At 70.8% G+C, this 15118-nt stretch carries 13 protein-coding genes and 2 pseudogenes; 13 read left to right on the forward strand and 2 right to left on the reverse strand.

Annotation, left to right across the window (positions count from 1 at the left end; genetic code table 11):
• The first annotated feature begins 64 nt into the window (after positions 1-64).
• Both aspS and Rai3103_RS13640 read left to right on the forward strand, forming a co-directional pair.
• Positions 65-1888, forward strand: coding sequence for an aspartate--tRNA ligase (gene aspS, locus Rai3103_RS13635; RefSeq protein ID WP_153573048.1), 1824 nt, complete (start codon positions 65-67; stop codon positions 1886-1888).
• A 49-nt stretch (positions 1889-1937) separates the two neighbouring features.
• Positions 1938-3326 carry a replication-associated recombination protein A gene (locus tag Rai3103_RS13640; protein WP_153573049.1) on the forward strand — a complete coding sequence of 463 codons (1389 nt, stop codon included), beginning with the start codon at positions 1938-1940 and terminating at the stop codon, positions 3324-3326.
• A gap of 18 nt (positions 3327-3344) precedes the next feature.
• Here the strand turns inward: Rai3103_RS13640 and Rai3103_RS13645 are convergent, their stop codons facing one another.
• On the reverse strand, positions 3345-4142 hold the full coding sequence (locus tag Rai3103_RS13645; protein ID WP_153573050.1) for a hypothetical protein: 798 nt from the start codon (positions 4140-4142) through the stop codon (positions 3345-3347).
• 100 nt (positions 4143-4242) lie between these two features.
• Between Rai3103_RS13645 and Rai3103_RS13650 the strand changes: the two genes are divergently transcribed.
• From Rai3103_RS13650 to aroB, 9 genes and pseudogenes are all read left to right on the forward strand, one after another.
• Complete coding sequence (locus Rai3103_RS13650; RefSeq protein WP_153573051.1) at positions 4243-4626, forward strand: DUF948 domain-containing protein; 384 nt, start codon at positions 4243-4245, stop codon at positions 4624-4626.
• A 23-nt stretch (positions 4627-4649) separates the two neighbouring features.
• Positions 4650-4841 (forward strand): hypothetical protein, encoded by a 192-nt coding sequence (locus tag Rai3103_RS13655; RefSeq protein ID WP_153573052.1) that lies wholly within the window; start codon positions 4650-4652, stop codon positions 4839-4841.
• Complete coding sequence (gene alaS, locus Rai3103_RS13660) at positions 4838-7501, forward strand: alanine--tRNA ligase (protein ID WP_153573053.1); 2664 nt, start codon at positions 4838-4840, stop codon at positions 7499-7501. The genes Rai3103_RS13655 and alaS overlap by 4 nt, the downstream gene beginning before the upstream one ends.
• The gene (gene ruvX / locus Rai3103_RS13665; RefSeq protein ID WP_153573054.1) at positions 7498-7992 is read left to right on the forward strand and encodes a Holliday junction resolvase RuvX; all 495 of its coding nucleotides are present in this window, start codon (positions 7498-7500) and stop codon (positions 7990-7992) included. Before alaS ends, ruvX begins: the two co-directional genes overlap by 4 nt.
• Positions 7989-9122: an endolytic transglycosylase MltG gene (mltG, locus tag Rai3103_RS13670; protein ID WP_153573055.1), complete on the forward strand. Its 1134-nt coding sequence runs from the start codon at positions 7989-7991 to the stop codon at positions 9120-9122. Before ruvX ends, mltG begins: the two co-directional genes overlap by 4 nt.
• Positions 9122-9952 (forward strand): shikimate dehydrogenase, encoded by an 831-nt coding sequence (locus tag Rai3103_RS13675; RefSeq protein WP_153573768.1) that lies wholly within the window; start codon positions 9122-9124, stop codon positions 9950-9952. Before mltG ends, Rai3103_RS13675 begins: the two co-directional genes overlap by 1 nt.
• Positions 9953-9968: 16 nt before the next feature.
• Positions 9969-11164: pseudogene (aroC, locus tag Rai3103_RS13680) on the forward strand (chorismate synthase).
• A pseudogene (locus Rai3103_RS17925) lies at positions 11161-11658 on the forward strand (shikimate kinase); the annotation flags it as partial. The pseudogenes aroC and Rai3103_RS17925, both read left to right, overlap by 4 nt.
• Complete coding sequence (gene aroB / locus Rai3103_RS17930; RefSeq protein ID WP_338420112.1) at positions 11641-12792, forward strand: 3-dehydroquinate synthase; 1152 nt, start codon at positions 11641-11643, stop codon at positions 12790-12792. The pseudogene Rai3103_RS17925 and the gene aroB, both read left to right, overlap by 18 nt.
• Before the next feature lie 9 nt (positions 12793-12801).
• Here the strand turns inward: aroB and Rai3103_RS13690 are convergent, their stop codons facing one another.
• Positions 12802-13977 carry a pyridoxal phosphate-dependent aminotransferase gene (locus Rai3103_RS13690; RefSeq protein ID WP_153573056.1) on the reverse strand — a complete coding sequence of 392 codons (1176 nt, stop codon included), beginning with the start codon at positions 13975-13977 and terminating at the stop codon, positions 12802-12804.
• 151 nt (positions 13978-14128) lie between these two features.
• Between Rai3103_RS13690 and efp the strand changes: the two genes are divergently transcribed.
• Both efp and nusB read left to right on the forward strand, forming a co-directional pair.
• Positions 14129-14686 (forward strand): elongation factor P, encoded by a 558-nt coding sequence (efp, locus tag Rai3103_RS13695; protein WP_153573057.1) that lies wholly within the window; start codon positions 14129-14131, stop codon positions 14684-14686.
• Positions 14683-15102, forward strand: coding sequence for a transcription antitermination factor NusB (nusB, locus tag Rai3103_RS13700; protein WP_153573058.1), 420 nt, complete (start codon positions 14683-14685; stop codon positions 15100-15102). Before efp ends, nusB begins: the two co-directional genes overlap by 4 nt.
• Positions 15103-15118 lie beyond the last annotated feature (16 nt).

Here is a 15118-nt window from a genome sequence, read left to right on the forward strand (position 1 = left end):
CTGCGGGCGATCGGCGGTAGGCTGGGCTGCCGTACGCCCCCGACCGCCCCTGGAAGGACCACCTGTGATTCGTACCCATGACGCCGGCACCCTGCGCGCCGCGCACGCCGGTCAGACCGTCACCCTCGCGGGTTGGGTGGCACGTCGACGTGATCACGGCGGGGTGGCGTTCATCGATCTCCGTGACGCCAGTGGGGTCGCCCAGGTGGTCGTCCGGGACGAGATCCTGCAGTCGTCGGGCGCGCACGACCTGCGCAACGAGTTCTGCATCGCCGTGACCGGCGTCGTCGAGGAGCGCCCCGAGGGCAACGCCAACCCCGACCTGCCGACCGGTGAGATCGAGGTCGCGATCAGCGAGCTCGAGGTGCTCAACCCCGCTGCACCGCTGCCGTTCCAGATCGACGAGCACGTGAGCGTCGGCGAGGAGGCGCGGCTCAAGTACCGCTACCTCGATCTGCGTCGGCCGCAGCAGGCCAAGGCCCTGCGGCTGCGCTCGAAGGTCTCCCAGGCCGCCCGCCGGGTGCTCGACGCGCACGACTTCGTCGAGATCGAGACCCCGACGCTGACCCGCTCGACGCCCGAGGGCGCTCGGGACTTCCTCGTGCCGGCGCGTCTCGCTCCCGGCTCCTGGTACGCCCTGCCGCAGTCCCCGCAGCTGTTCAAGCAGCTGCTGATGGTCGCCGGCATGGAGCGCTACTACCAGATCGCCCGCTGCTACCGCGACGAGGACTTCCGTGCCGACCGCCAGCCGGAGTTCACCCAGCTGGACATCGAGATGAGCTTCGTCGACCAGGACGACGTCATCGCGCTGTCGGAGCAGGTGATGGCCGCGATCTGGAAGCTCATCGACGTCGACCTGCCGACCCCGTTCCCGCGGATGACCTACGCCGACGCGATGGACAAGTACGGCTCGGACAAGCCGGACCTGCGCTTCGACCTGCAGATCACCGAGATGACCGAGTACTTCAAGGACACCACCTTCCGGGTCTTCCAGGCCGCCTACGTCGGTGCCGTCGTGATGCCCGGCGGCGCCTCGCTGCCGCGGCGCCAGTTCGACGCCTGGCAGGAGTGGGCGAAGCAGCGCGGGGCCAAGGGCCTGGCGTACGTCACTGTCGGCACGGACGGCACCCTGGCCGGCCCGGTGGCCAAGAACATCACCGACGCCGAGCGTGAGGGCCTCGCCGCCGCGACCGGGGCGAAGCCCGGCGACGCGATCTTCTTCGCCGCGGGCGGCCGCAAGTCCTCCCAGGAGCTGCTGGGAGCGGCGCGGCTGGAGATCGGACGCCGGACCGGGATGATCGACGAGAACGCCTGGAGTTTCCTGTGGGTCGTCGACGCCCCGCTGTTCGAACCCACGTCCGAGGCCGTCGCCGCCGGTGACGTGGCGGTCGGCGAGGGTGCCTGGACCGCCCTGCACCACGCGTTCACCTCGCCCAAGCCGGAGTCGATGGACACCTTCGACACCGACCCTGGGTCCGCCCTGGCGTACGCGTACGACTGCGTCTGCAACGGCAACGAGATCGGTGGCGGCTCGATCCGTATCCACCGCCGCGACATCCAGCAGCGTGTCTTCGCGGTGATGGGGATCGGTGAGGAGGAGGCGCAGGAGAAGTTCGGCTTCCTGCTCGACGCGTTCAAGTTCGGCGCCCCGCCGCATGGCGGCATCGCGTTCGGCTGGGACCGGATCACCGCGCTGCTGTCCCACAGCGAGTCGATCCGCGACGTGATCGCGTTCCCGAAGTCCGGCAACGGGTACGACCCGCTGACCGGCGCCCCGGCGCCGATCACGGTGAAGCAGCGGCGGGAGGCCGGTGTGGACTCCAAGCCGAAGGCCAAGGGCGCCGCCTCGGACGCCCCGCAGCCGCAGAAGGCGGCCACCGCCTCCTGAGTCGTCGTCGCGTTCGGGTTCCCCGGTGCCCGCGGATAGACTCATCCGGATGAGTCAGGACCTGTTCGGGGAACCCGTCGACGAGACCGTCCGCGCAGAGCGCGGGGGGACCTTGAGCTGGGCGGGCAACGGGCAGCAGCCCCTCGCGGTGCGCCTGCGCCCGCGGACCCTGGACGAGATCGTCGGCCAGGACCACCTGCTCACGCCGGGGTCACCGTTGCGCCGGCTGGCGGCGGGCGAGCCGGGTTCGGTGTTCCTCTGGGGGCCGCCGGGCGTCGGCAAGACGACCATCGCGGCGGTCGTGTCGCGCTCGACCAACCGCCGGTTCGTCGAGATCTCGGCGGTCACCGCCGGGGTGAAGGACGTGCGTGCCGAGTTGGACACCGCCAAGCGGGAGCTCGCCCGCGGCAATCCGACGGTCCTCTTCGTCGACGAGGTGCACCGGTTCTCCAAGGCCCAGCAGGACGTCCTGTTGCCCGCGGTGGAGAACCGCCTCGTCACGCTCATCGCCGCGACGACGGAGAATCCGAGCTTCTCGGTCATCTCACCCCTGCTCTCGCGTTCGCTGCTGCTGACGCTGAAGCCGCTCACGGACGAGGGGGTCGGAGCCCTCCTGGACCGGGCACTGACCGACGACCGCGGGCTGCGGACCCCGGACGGGGGACCGTACGCCTTGGCGGCGGACGCCAGGGCGGCCCTGCTGCAGATGGCCGGTGGCGACGCGCGGCGGGCCCTCACCTATCTCGAGGAGGCCGCTGCGGGCGCGACCGCGCGGGGTGGCGACACGATCGACCTGCCGGCCCTGGAGCAGGCCGTGGACCGGGCCGCGGTGCGCTACGACCGCGCCGGGGACCAGCACTATGACGTGATCAGTGCGTTCATCAAGTCGATCCGCGGCTCCGACGTCCAGGCCGCCCTGCACTACCTCGCCCGGATGCTGGAGGCGGGGGAGGACCCCCGGTTCGTCGCGCGACGGCTCATCATCTCCGCCAGTGAGGACATCGGCATGGCCCAGTCCTCTGTCCTGCAGACCTGTGTCGCGGCCGCCCAGGCGGTGCAGCTCATCGGCATGCCCGAGGCCAGGATCACCCTGGCCCACGCCACCGTGGCCTGCGCGATGGCGCCGAAGTCCAACGCCGCCTACCTCGGTGTCGCGCGGGCCTTGGAGGACATCCGGACCGGGAAGGGCCGATCGGTCCCGCCGCACCTGCGTGACGCCCACTACCAGGGGGCGGCGGCCCTCGGCCATGGCAAGGGGTACCTCTACGCCCACGACGCGCCGCACAGTGTTGCCCGCCAGCAGTACCTGCCCGACGACCTCGTCGACGCCGAGTACTACACGCCGACCCGCAACGGGGCCGAGGCAGCCCTGGCCGACCGGCTCGCCGTCCTCGAGGAACTCCTCGGCAAACACCGGCCGCGAGCCTCGCAGGGCTGAGGGATCGCCTCTGAGGCCTCAGCCCGGGGACGGTGCCACGAACTCCACGGCGCTGTCCGTCGACGCCTGCAGCCAGGACCGGATCGCGTCGACACTCGTCGGCGCTCGTCCGGGCATCACCGGCGCGGCCGCAAGATCGACCAGGTGCTCCAGCACCATCCCGGCGTCGCGCCAGGGGGTGACGTAGAGCTCGCCGGCCGGGACGAGGGCCGGGTCGGCCCCGAAGAAGCGGCGCAGCGGACGGTGGCCGAGCGTCGCGAACTCGAGGAACCAGCACTGCGGGACGTACGGCGCGCCCTCGTCAGCCGGGTCGACACCGACCCGGATCACCAGGCCGGCCTCCCGGTACTCGGCCATCGGGGTGTCCTCGACCGTGAGAAGAGTCCAGCCGGCGGCGGCGAGCCGCTCCCGCCAGTCCTCGGGGGCCCGCTGGGGCGGCGTGGCGCCGTCCTCGAGCTCGCCCGTCCATGCGAATCCCGGCAGGACGGCGGGCCAGGCCAGCAGCCCGACGCGCTTGTTCAGTTCGACCAAGGCTGTCGCCACGCTGATCCCCTCCATCCCGAGGACGTCGGCCAGTTGCGCCGCATCGGGGCCGGTGAGGTGGAAGCTCTGGGAGTCGTGCAGCCGCCAGAACGACACCAGCCAGGACCGGGCGCGTGGCCAACCGCCGATGCTCTCGGGGCTGGGCACGGGCGGGAGGTGCCGGAGGACGCGGATGTTCAGCCCGTCGGCACGTCGCCGGTGGACGGCGGAACAATCGCGGTACGCACCGCGTTCCCACTGGGAGAAGTTCTCGGTCCATGGGTGGCTCGCCATGGGTTCACACTCTATTGGCTGCGTGCGGGGGATGGCTGAGCCGGGCTGTAGGGTCAACCCTGTTGAATTCGAACAGTACTGTCTCTTACGGAGGTACCTGATGACCGTCGGTGGCATCGCCGGACTGCTCGCGGCCGTGGCCGCCCTGCTCCTGGTGGCTTTCCTCGCCCGCCCGCTGCTCAAGCTCGCGCGGGTCCTGGAGGAGGTCCGGCTGGTGGTGCGCGACTTCGGGCATTCGCTGGTGCCGATCATGACGGAGCTGCGTGGCACGGTCGTCGCGGCCAACTCCGAGATCGAGAAGGTCGGGGTGATCACCGAGGACGCCTCCCGAGTGGCTGCCAATGCCACCACCCTCACGCGCAACGCTGCGGAGCTGACCACCCTGTTCCGCGCGACCGTCGGCGGGCCGTTGGTCAAGGTCGCCGCGTTCAGCTACGGCGTGCGTGCCGCGGCCGGGCGCCGGAGCAAGGCGGGGGTCCGATGATGGCGGGTCGGGCACGAAGCGCGATGTGGTTCGTGATCGGCGCGGCGGCGAGCGCCGTCGTCGTCCTGGTGGGGCGCCGCGTGATCGCGGCGAGCCAGGACACTCCCGCACTGGAGCGCGTGAACGCGTTCATCACTGACGTACGGCGGGCCTCCGCCGAGCGCGAAGCGGAGATCCGCGACGCGCTGAACCTGCCTGAGGAGGGCGACGAATGAAGACAGCCGATATCCGGCGTACGTACCTCGACTTCTTCGAGAAGCGGGGTCACACCGTGGTGCCGTCGGCACCGCTGGTGTACAACGACCCGACGCTGCTGTTCGTCAACGCCGGCATGGTGCCGTTCAAGCCGTACTTCATCGGGGACGAGGTGGCGCCGTTCGACCGCGCCGTCAGCTCCCAGAAGTGCGTCCGCACCCTCGACATCGAGGAGGTCGGCAAGACCACTCGCCACGGCACCTTCTTCCAGATGCTGGGCAACTTCTCCTTCGGCGACTACTTCAAGGAAGGCGCCATCGAGTACGCGTGGGAGCTCGTCACCTCCCCGCAGGACCAGGGCGGCTTCGGTTTCGACGGGGACCGTATCTGGACCACGGTGCTGACCGATGACGACGAGGCGTTCGCGATGTGGCGCGCGGTCGGCATGCCGGCCGAGCACATCCAGCGTCGCGGCATCAAGGACAACTACTGGCACATGGGCGTCCCCGGTCCGGGTGGCCCGTGCTCCGAGATCTACATCGACCGCGGCCCGCAGTACGGGCCCGACGGTGGTCCGGAAGCGGACGAGGACAGGTTCCTGGAGATCTGGAACCTCGTCTTCCAGACCCAGGACCTCATCGGCGTCCGCTCGAAGACCGATTTCGACGTGGCCGGTGACCTGCCGAAGAAGAACATCGACACCGGTGCAGGTCTGGAGCGCATCGCGTACCTGCTGCAGGGCAAGCAGAACATGTACGAGATCGACGAGGTCTGGCCCGTCATCGAGCGCGCGGCCGAACTCGCGGGCAAGACGTACGGCAAGGACCACGGCGATGACGTGCGCCTGCGCGTGGTCGGCGACCATGTCCGCTCCGGTCTGATGCTGATGTCGGACGGCGTCTCGCCCGGCAACGAGGCGCGCGGCTACGTCCTGCGTCGCCTGCTGCGGCGCGCCATCCGCGCGATGCGGCTGCTCGGCGTGCACGACCCGGTGCTGTCGGAACTGCTGCCGATCAGCCGGGACCTGATGAAGGTCTCCTGGCCCGACGTGGCGACGAACTGGGCGCGGATCAGCGACGTGGCGTACGCCGAGGAGGACACCTTCCGGCGCACGCTCACCGCCGGTACCCAGATCTTCGACGTCGCCGTCCGGCGTACCAAGGAGTCCGGTCAGGACACCCTGTCGGGCACCGACGCCTTCCAGCTGCACGACACCTACGGCTTCCCGATCGACCTGACGCTCGAGATGGCCGAGGAACAGGGGCTGACGGTCGACCGCAAGGCCTTCCAGAGTCTGATGCAGGAGCAGCGTGACCGAGCCAAGGCCGACGCCCGCGCCAAGAAGGGCGGCATGGTCAGCACCGACACCTACCGTGAGCTGCGGGCGGGCGGGGAGACGGCGTTCACCGGGTACGACGAACTGGTGACCCCCTCGATCGTCCGCGGCGTGGTGCGGGACGGACGCGTCGTCCCCGAGGCACGCCCCGGGGAGACCGTCGAGGTGGTGCTGGCGGAGACGCCGTTCTATGCGGAGTCGGGCGGTCAGGACGCCGATCTCGGCATCATCACCGGCGACGGCCTGCACCTCGATGTGCTCGACGTCCAGCGTCCGGTGCCGGGCCTGGTGGTGCACACCGTCCGGGTGGGGGAGGGTGAGCTGCACACCGGGCAGACCGTCGATGCGCGCGTGGATGCGGACCACCGGTTCTCGTCCCGCCAGGCGCACTCCGCCACCCACCTGGTGCACGCCGCCCTGCGCGAGCTCGTCGGCCCGTCAGCGGTCCAGGCGGGCTCGTACAACAAGCCCGGCTACCTGCGGTTCGACTTCAACTCGACCCAGGCGCTGTCCAAGGATCTGCAGCAGGCGATCGAGGGTCGCACGATGGAAGCGATCCACGACGACCTGGGCGTCTCGACGACGATGATGAACCTCGACGACGCCAAGCAGGCCGGCGCCATGGCCATGTTCGGGGAGAAGTACCCCGACCGGGTCCGTGTCGTCCAGATGGGCAGCCCCTGGTCGCTGGAGTTGTGCGGCGGCACGCACGTGTCCCACACCTCCCAGATCGGACTCGTGGCGATGACGGGCGAGTCGTCGATCGGGTCGGGCATCCGGCGCGTCGAGTTCCTCGTCGGGTCGCAGGCGTTCGACCACTTCGCGGCCGAACGCCAGCTCGTCCAGGGCCTCGCCGACAGCCTCCGGACCCAGCCCGAGCAGCTGGCCGACCGGGTGGCCCGGATGGCTGAGCAGCTGAAGGCGGCAGAGAAGGAGATCGCGGCCTACCGCGCCAAGGAGCTGCTGGCCACGGCCGGCGCCTTCGTCGACCGGGCCGTCCGGATCGGTGGCGTGACCCTGGTGGCGGAGACCGTCGCCGAGGTCGCTCCCGCCGACCTGCGGACCCTCGCCACCGAGATCCGTGGCCGCCTCGGGGAGAACCCGGCGGTCGTCGCCCTGGTCAGCGGCACCCAGAAGCCGGCCGCGGTGGTCGCCACCACCGCCGCTGCGCGCGAGGCCGGCCTCAGGGCCGGCGACCTCATCCGCGTGGCCTGCGCCGAGCTCGGCGGCAAGGGCGGCGGCAAGCCGGACCTGGCGCAGGGCGGCGGCACCGATCCCGCCGGGGCGCCGCGGGCACTGGCGGTCGTGAAGGCGGCCGTCGAGAAGGTGGGCGCCACTCGATGAGCCTGCGTCCCGGCGTACGACTCGCCCTCGACTGGGGCGACGCCCGCATCGGCGTGGCGGCCTGTGATCCGGCCGCCACGCTCGCCTACCCGGTGAGGACCGTCCAGGTCCGCAGGGACGAGGTCGCCGCCGTCGGCGAGATCCTCGCCCTCGTCGAGGAGTACGGGCCGCTTCTCGAGGTGGTGATGGGGCTGCCGCGGACACTGAAGGGCAAAGAGGGTCCGGCCGCGCAGAAGATGCGCCAGCGGGCCGCCGTGCTCCGCCGCCGCCTGGCCCCGTCCGTGAGTCTGCGGCTGGTGGACGAACGGATGACCACCGCAGCCGCCACCCGCGACCTCCATGCCGCTGGGCGCAACACCCGCTCCCAGCGGTCCGTCATCGACCAGGCCGCCGCCGTGGCCATCCTCGACTACGCGCTGTCCGCCGAGCGCTCCACCGGCGAACCCGCCGGGGAGCTCGTGCCGGTGCCCGACCAGGGAGACCCCCGATGAGCCATTTCCTCGACGGACCCGACGAGCCGGGCCCGCGTCGGGCCCAGCGTGCCAAGGAGAGGCGCGGATCGCGCCGGGCCGGGGTGATCCTTGCCCTGGTGACGGTCATCGTCCTCGTCGCGCTCGTCGGCGGCGGATGGTACGCCGCGGGTGTCCTCGGCCTTCGCGCGCCCGACTACAGCACCTCCACGACCGCAGGGCCCCCCGTGGCCGTCAAGATCCCCAGCGGGGCAACCCTGAAGGAGATGGGTCAGATCCTCGCCGACAAGGACGTGGTCAAGTCCGAGGCAGCCTTCGTCAAGGCGGCCAAGGCGAACAGCAAGGCCTCCGGGATCCAGTCCGGCGACTACCGGCTGAGCACCCACCTTCCCGCCTCCCAGGCGGTTGACGCGATGCTCGATCCGAAGAACCGGGCCGCCAAGCAGATCACCCTGCGTGAGGGGCTGAGCCTGGCCAAGCAGCTGGACAGCATCGCCGAACAGAGCGCCCTGCCGCGCCAGCAGTTCGCGGACCTGGCCAAGGACCCGGCCTCCGTCGGAGCCCCTGCCTATGCCAAGACGCTCGAGGGCTATCTCTTCCCCGACACCTACCAGCTCGGTGACACCACCACCGCGAAGCAGATCCTCGTCGCGATGGTGGACGAGTACAAGCAGGCCGCCGGGCAGGTGGGCCTCGAGCAGGCCGCGACGGCCCTGCACCACACCCCCGCCGAGGTCGTCGCCGTCGCCTCGGTCGTCGAGGCCGAGGCGCGCACGCCCGCTGACCGCCCCAAGGTCGCCCGCGTCATCTACAACCGGCTCGACCGGGGCATGCCGCTGCAGATGGACTCCACCGTCAAGTACCTGACCGGGCTGGACGGCAAGGTCACCACCACCGACAAGGAGCGGGCACAGGACAGCCCGTACAACACCTATCTCCACCCCGGGCTCCCGCCGACGCCGATCGACGCCCCCGGCAAGGCGTCCCTGGAAGCGGCCGCCCACCCGGCGGACGGGCAGTGGCTCTACTTCGTCACCGTCAATCTCGAGACGGGGGAGACCAAGTTCGCCACCACCCTGGCGCAGCACAACCAGTACGTCACGGAATTCCAGTCCTGGTGCACCGCCAACAAGTCGAAGGGGCTGTGCTGATGGCCGGTCATTGCTGTGCCGTGCTCGGATCGCCCATCCGACACTCGCTGTCCCCGGTCCTGCACCGGGCGGCGTACGAGGCCCTCGGCCTGACCGGCTGGTCGTACGAGGCGCACGAGGTCGACGACCACCAGTTGGCGGACTTCGTGGCCGGCTGCGGCAGCGACTGGGTGGGACTCAGTCTCACCATGCCGCTCAAGGAGGCGGTGCTGGAGCTGGGCCGGCCCAGTGAGGGTGCCCGCGTCGTCGGCGCTGGCAACACGCTGATCTTCGACCATGCCCGGGGCTGCCACCGGGTCGAGAACACCGACGTCACCGGGATGACCGCCGCGCTGACCCGGGCCGGGGTCGCCCATGCCCGATCCGCCCTCGTCATCGGTGCCGGCGCCACCGCCCGGTCCTCGCTGGCGGCGCTGGCGCCGCTCGGGGTCCGTACGATCACCGTGATGGCCCGCTCCGCCGAGCGGGCCCACGCGAGCCTGGATGACGTGGCGGCGCACTTCGGGCAGCGGCTGACAGTGGTGGACTGGGGCGAACTCCCGGCCGAGGCTCACGACGTGACCGTCGCGACGACCCCCGCCGCCGTCGAGCCCGACGTCGCCGCCCGGATCGCCGCCGCCTCACCGGTGGTGTTCGACATCATCTACCACCCATGGCCGACCGTCCTCGGGGACGCGGCGTCGCGGGTCCCGGGGTGCACCGTGCTGGACGGCATGGATCTGCTCGCGCATCAGGCCGTGGACCAGGTACGGCTGATGACCGGCCACGACGTGCCGGTCGAGGTGCTGCTGTCTGCGGGTCGGTCGGCCCTCGCCGCCCGGGTGGAGTGATGAGAGAGTAACCCCCATGGTGCGTTGGTTGACTGCCGGAGAATCCCACGGTCGGGCCCTGGTGGCCGTGCTGGAGGGGATGCCGTCCCACATCAGGGTGACGTCGCAGGACATCGCCGATTCCCTGGCCCGGCGTCGACTGGGCTATGGGCGTGGGGCCCGGATGAAGTTCGAGGCCGACCAGGTCACCATGCTCGCCGGCGTACGACTGGGCGAGACCTTGGGGTCGCCGGTGGCGATCGAGGTCGGCAACACCGAGTGGCCCAAGTGGGAGACCGTCATGTCGCCCGATCCCGTCGACCCCGGTGTCGTGGCCGCCCAGGCGCGCGGGGCCAAGCTGACTCGTCCGCGCCCGGGCCACGCGGACCTCGCCGGGATGCAGAAGTACGACTGGGACGAGGCCCGGCCGCTGCTGGAACGCGCCTCGGCCCGGGAGACCGCCGCCCGGGTGGCGCTCGGCCGGGTCGCCGCGAACTTCCTCGAGCAGGCGTACGGCATCACCATCCTGTCCCACGTCGTCGAGCTCGGCCCGGTCAAGGCCCCGGCGGGCCTCTTCCCGACCATCGCCGACCTCCCGCTGATCGACGCCGACCCCGTGCGCTGCGCCGACCCCGACACGTCGGCGCGGATGATCGCCGAGATCGACGCCTGCCAGCAGGAGGGGGACACCCTGGGTGGTGTCGTCGAGGTCCTCGCCTGGGGCGTCCCGGCCGGCATCGGCTCGCACGTGCACTGGGACCGACGCCTGGACGCGCGGCTCGCCGCTGCCCTGATGGGGATCCAGGCGATCAAGGGGTCGAGGTCGGCGACGGCTTCGACCTGGCCCGGGTCCGTGGTTCCCAGGCCCACGACGAGATCGCCCCCGGACCCGAGGGCATCCACCGGCTCTCCCAGCACGCTGGCGGCACCGAGGCCGGCATGTCCACCGGCGAACTGCTGCGGGTCCGGGCCGCGATGAAGCCGATCGCCACGGTTCCGCGGGCCCTGCGCACCCTCGACACCACCACCGGCGAACCCGCCGTGGCCCACCACCAGCGCTCCGATGTCTGTGCGGTGCCCGCCGCCGGCGTCGTGGCCGAGGCGATGGTCGCCCTGGTGCTCGCCGACGCGTGCCTCGAGAAGTTCGGTGGTGATTCGGTCGCCGAGACCCGGCGCAACTACCAGTCCTACCTCGCCGACGTCGCCTCCCGCGGGCTGGCGGTCCACGAATGAGCGCCGCTCGGCTGGCCCGGCCGCTGATCCTGATCGGCGCCCCGGGCGCCGGCAAGACGACCGTCGGGCACCTGCTCGCACAACGCCTCGACTGTGACTTCATCGACGTCGACGACGTGGTCGAGGAGCGGATGGGACGCTCCGTCCGCGACATCTTCGCCTACGACGGCGAGGCCGCCTTCCGCGAGGTCGAGAGTGCGGTCACCCTCGACCTGCTCGACCGCGGAGCGGTGATCAGCCTCGGCGGTGGCGCACCGATGACGCACTCGATCCAGGAGGGGCTCGTCGGCCACACCGTGGTGTGGCTGGAGGTCGCGGCGGGCCGCGCGGCCGACCGCGTCGGACTGAACGTCGCCCGCCCGCTGCTGCTCGGCAACGTCCGGGGCCGGCTGCGCGCCCTGCTCGAGGAGCGCCTGCCCACCTACGCGGCGCTCGCCACCTACCGGGTGGACACCGATTCCCGCACGCCCGACGAGGTGGCCGACGCCATCCTCGACTACGTCCACAGCGAGGTCCTTCCCGGCCTGCCGGGCCCCGAGCGCCGAGCGGCCTCGACCGCGATCGAGGTGCACACCGACGACCCCTACGTCGTGCAGGTGGGGCCGGGGGTGCTGGACCAGGTCGGGTCACTGGCCGGCGATACCAGCCGGGTCGCGATCCTGCACCCACCCACCCTGCGTCATGTCGCTCGCCGGGTGGCGGGCCAGGTCACGGGCGAGACCTTACTGATCGAGCTGCCCGATGGTGAGGCGGCCAAGACCGTCGCCGTCCTGACCGACTGCTGGGACCGGCTCGCCGCCGCGGGCTTCACCCGTTCGGACCTCGTCATCGGTCTGGGCGGCGGTGCCACCACGGACCTGTCCGGCTTCGTCGCCGCCTCGTGGCTGCGTGGCGTACGGTTCCTCAACCTCCCGACGACCGTGCTGGCGATGGTCGATGCCGCCGTGGGTGGCAAGACCGGGATCAACATCGGGGCCGGCAAGAACCTCGTCGGGGCCTTCCATGAGCCGATCGGCGTGCTCTGCGACACCGATCTGCTGCGCACCCTGGATCGGCGCGAACTGAGGTCCGGGATGGCCGAGGTGATCAAGTGCGGCTTCATCGCCCACCCGGAGATCCTCGACCTGGTCGAGAGTGACATGACGGCCGCCCTGACCCCGGCCAGTGAGCTGCAGACCGAGGTGATCCGCCAGGGCATCGCCGTCAAGGCCCGCGTCGTGGCGGGGGACCTGCGGGAGCGGACCAGCACCCCCGATCACGTCGGCCGCGAACAGCTGAACTACGGCCACACCCTGGCCCACGCGATCGAGCAGCGGGAGCACTTCCGCTGGCGCCACGGCGAGGCGATCAGCGTGGGGATGGTCTTCGTCGCCGAGGTCGCGGGCCGGCTCGGCCTGATCGACGAGGCGCTCGTGTGGCGGCATCGTACGATCCTCGAAGCGGCGGGCCTGCCGACCCGCTACGAGCCCGACGCCTGGCCCGAGCTGCGCGCCACGATGGCTCTGGACAAGAAGAACCGCGGCACCACGCTGCGCCTCGTCCTGCTGCAGGGACTCGGTGTGCCGGTCATCGCCGAGGGTGTGGATGAGGACCTGCTCGCCGAGGCCTACGCCGCGACCTGTCGCTGACCCGGCAGGTCAGCGGCCGAGCGTGGCGAGACGTTCGGCCGCCTCGGCCAGCAGCGCCGGCCGCTTGCAGAACGCGAAGCGCACCAGGGACCGGGCGCCGGCGGGGTCGCTGTAGAAGACCGAACTCGGCACCGCGACAACGCCGCGCAGGTCCGGCAGACGCCAGCAGAAGTCGACGGCGTCGTCATACCCCAGCGGCGCGACGTCCGCGGTGACGAAGTAGGTGCCCTCGGTGGGATGAACGGTCATTCCGGCCGCCACCAGGCCCGGCACGAGGATGTCCCGCTGGTCCGCCAGTGCGGGCGCCATCGCCGCGAACCGCTCGTCGGGGAGCGCGAGCCCCTCGGCGATCGCCCACTGGAACGGACCGCCGGACACGTACGTGAGGAATTGCTTTGCTGTCGTCACGGCCGTCACGAGTTCGGGGGTCGAACACACCCAGCCGATCTTCCAGCCGGTGGTGGAGAAGGTCTTGCCCGCCGAGGAGATCTGCACCGTGCGCTCCGCCATCCCCGGGAGCGTCGCCAGCGGGACGTACGGGGCGCCGCCGAAGGCCAGGTGTTCGTACACCTCGTCGGTGATCACCAGCAGGTCGTGCTCTACCGCGACGCGGGCCACCGCGTCCAGTTCCGCCGGACCGAGGACGTGACCGGTCGGATTGTGCGGGGTGTTGATCAGCAGAAGGCGGGTGCGGTCGCTGATCGCCGCCCGCAGGTCGGCCTCGTCGAGGCGGTAGCCCGGCTCGGTGTCGGAGGGATGGCGCAGCCGTACCGGCCGGGGGACCGCCCGTGCCATCGCGATCGCCGCGGTGTAGGAGTCGTACGTCGGCTCCAGCACCACGACCTCGTCGCCGGTGTCACACAGCGCGAGGATCGCCGCGGTCAGCGCTTCGGTCGCGCCGGCGGTGACCAGCACCTGCGTCGCCGGGTCGTACGACAGGCCGTACCAGTGCCGCTGGTGCTCCGCGATCGCCTCACGCAGGGCAGCGATGCCCCGCCCGGGCGGGTACTGGTTGTGCCCGGCGCGGATGGCGCGCACCGCGGCCTCCAACACCTCGGTCGGCCCGTCGGTGTCGGGGAAGCCCTGCCCGAGGTTGATCGCCCCCTTCTCCGCCGCCAACGCGCTCATCGACGCGAAGCTCGTGGTCCCGAAGGGGCGCAGGTGCGCCACCAGGTGGTCGGTCATAGGGGTCACCGTACGCGTCGGGCCTGGACGGGAGTGTGGGGGTGGGGCCCGTGTGCCGGAACGATTGGGCGAAGATGGAGCCTACGACTAGACTGTCTCGACGGCCCGCCCGGCCGGGTGGTCCGCGAGCGGTGGCGAAAGGCGGAGAAGCGTGGCTTCCACGAATGACATCAAGAACGGCATGATCCTCGATCTGGACGGTCAGCTGTGGCAGGTGCTGTGGTTCCAGCACCACAAGCCGGGCAAGGGCAACACGGTGGTCCGCACCAAGATCAAGAACATCATGTCGGGCAAGATCGTCGACAAGACCTTCAACTCCGACACCAAGGTCGACACCGCCACCGTGGACCGCCGCGACATGCAGTACCTCTACAACGACGGCGAGAACTACGTCTTCATGGACGTCACCAGCTTCGAGCAGCTGGAGCTCACCCCCGCGGTCGTCGGAGACGCCAAGGACTTCCTCCTCGAGGAGAACACCGCGACCGTCGCCATCCACGAGGGCACCCCGCTCTACATCGAGCTGCCGGCCTCCGTCGAGATGGAGATCACCTACACCGAGCCCGGCCTGCAGGGCGACCGCTCCACCGGAGGCACGAAGCCGGCCACGATCCAGACCGGGCGCCAGATCCAGGTCCCGCTGTTCCTCAACGTCGGCGACCGGGTCAAGGTCGACACCCGTACCGGCGACTACCTCGGCCGTCTGTGAGCGGGACACCCCAGCGCCACCCCTCGTCCACCCGGCACAAGGCCCGCAAGCGCGCGCTCGACATCCTCTTCGAGGCGGAGTTGCGCGGGCGGTCCGTGCTGGACACGCTCGCCGAGCGGACGGACGCCGCGGAGCCTCCGGTGCGCGACTACACCGGCGAGATCGTCCGCGCCTTCAGCGACCACGCCGCCGACGTCGACGCCCGCATCAGCGCGGCGCTCGACAAGGACTGGTCGCTGGACCGCATGCCACTGGTCGACCGCACGGCCTGCCGGATCGCGGTGACCGAGATGGCCTATCTCGCGCTGCCGATCGGCGTGGCCGTCACCGAAGCCATCGCCATGGTCGAGGAGCTCTCGACCGACGAATCGCCGACATTCGTCAGTGGCGTCCTGAACAACGTCATCATCGACTGATCCCGAAAGGACCGTC

The sequence above is a fragment of the Raineyella fluvialis genome (assembly GCF_009646095.1).
GTDB classification, from domain to species: domain Bacteria; phylum Actinomycetota; class Actinomycetes; order Propionibacteriales; family Propionibacteriaceae; genus Raineyella; species Raineyella fluvialis.

What these genes read in the sequence shown, in the direction of transcription:
- Rai3103_RS13640 (WP_153573049.1), top strand. Translation starts at nt 1,938, where the DNA reads ATGAGTCAGGACCTGTTCGGGGAACCCGTCGACGAGACCGTCCGCGCA.
- mltG (WP_153573055.1), top strand. Translation starts at nt 7,989, where the DNA reads ATGAGCCATTTCCTCGACGGACCCGACGAGCCGGGCCCGCGTCGGGCC.
- Rai3103_RS13675 (WP_153573768.1), top strand. Translation starts at nt 9,122, where the DNA reads ATGGCCGGTCATTGCTGTGCCGTGCTCGGATCGCCCATCCGACACTCG.
- Rai3103_RS13690 (WP_153573056.1), bottom strand. Translation starts at nt 13,977, where the DNA reads ATGACCGACCACCTGGTGGCGCACCTGCGCCCCTTCGGGACCACGAGC.
- ruvX (WP_153573054.1), top strand. Translation starts at nt 7,498, where the DNA reads ATGAGCCTGCGTCCCGGCGTACGACTCGCCCTCGACTGGGGCGACGCC.
- alaS (WP_153573053.1), top strand. Translation starts at nt 4,838, where the DNA reads ATGAAGACAGCCGATATCCGGCGTACGTACCTCGACTTCTTCGAGAAG.
- Rai3103_RS13655 (WP_153573052.1), top strand. Translation starts at nt 4,650, where the DNA reads ATGTGGTTCGTGATCGGCGCGGCGGCGAGCGCCGTCGTCGTCCTGGTG.
- Rai3103_RS13645 (WP_153573050.1), bottom strand. Translation starts at nt 4,142, where the DNA reads ATGGCGAGCCACCCATGGACCGAGAACTTCTCCCAGTGGGAACGCGGT.
- Rai3103_RS13650 (WP_153573051.1), top strand. Translation starts at nt 4,243, where the DNA reads ATGACCGTCGGTGGCATCGCCGGACTGCTCGCGGCCGTGGCCGCCCTG.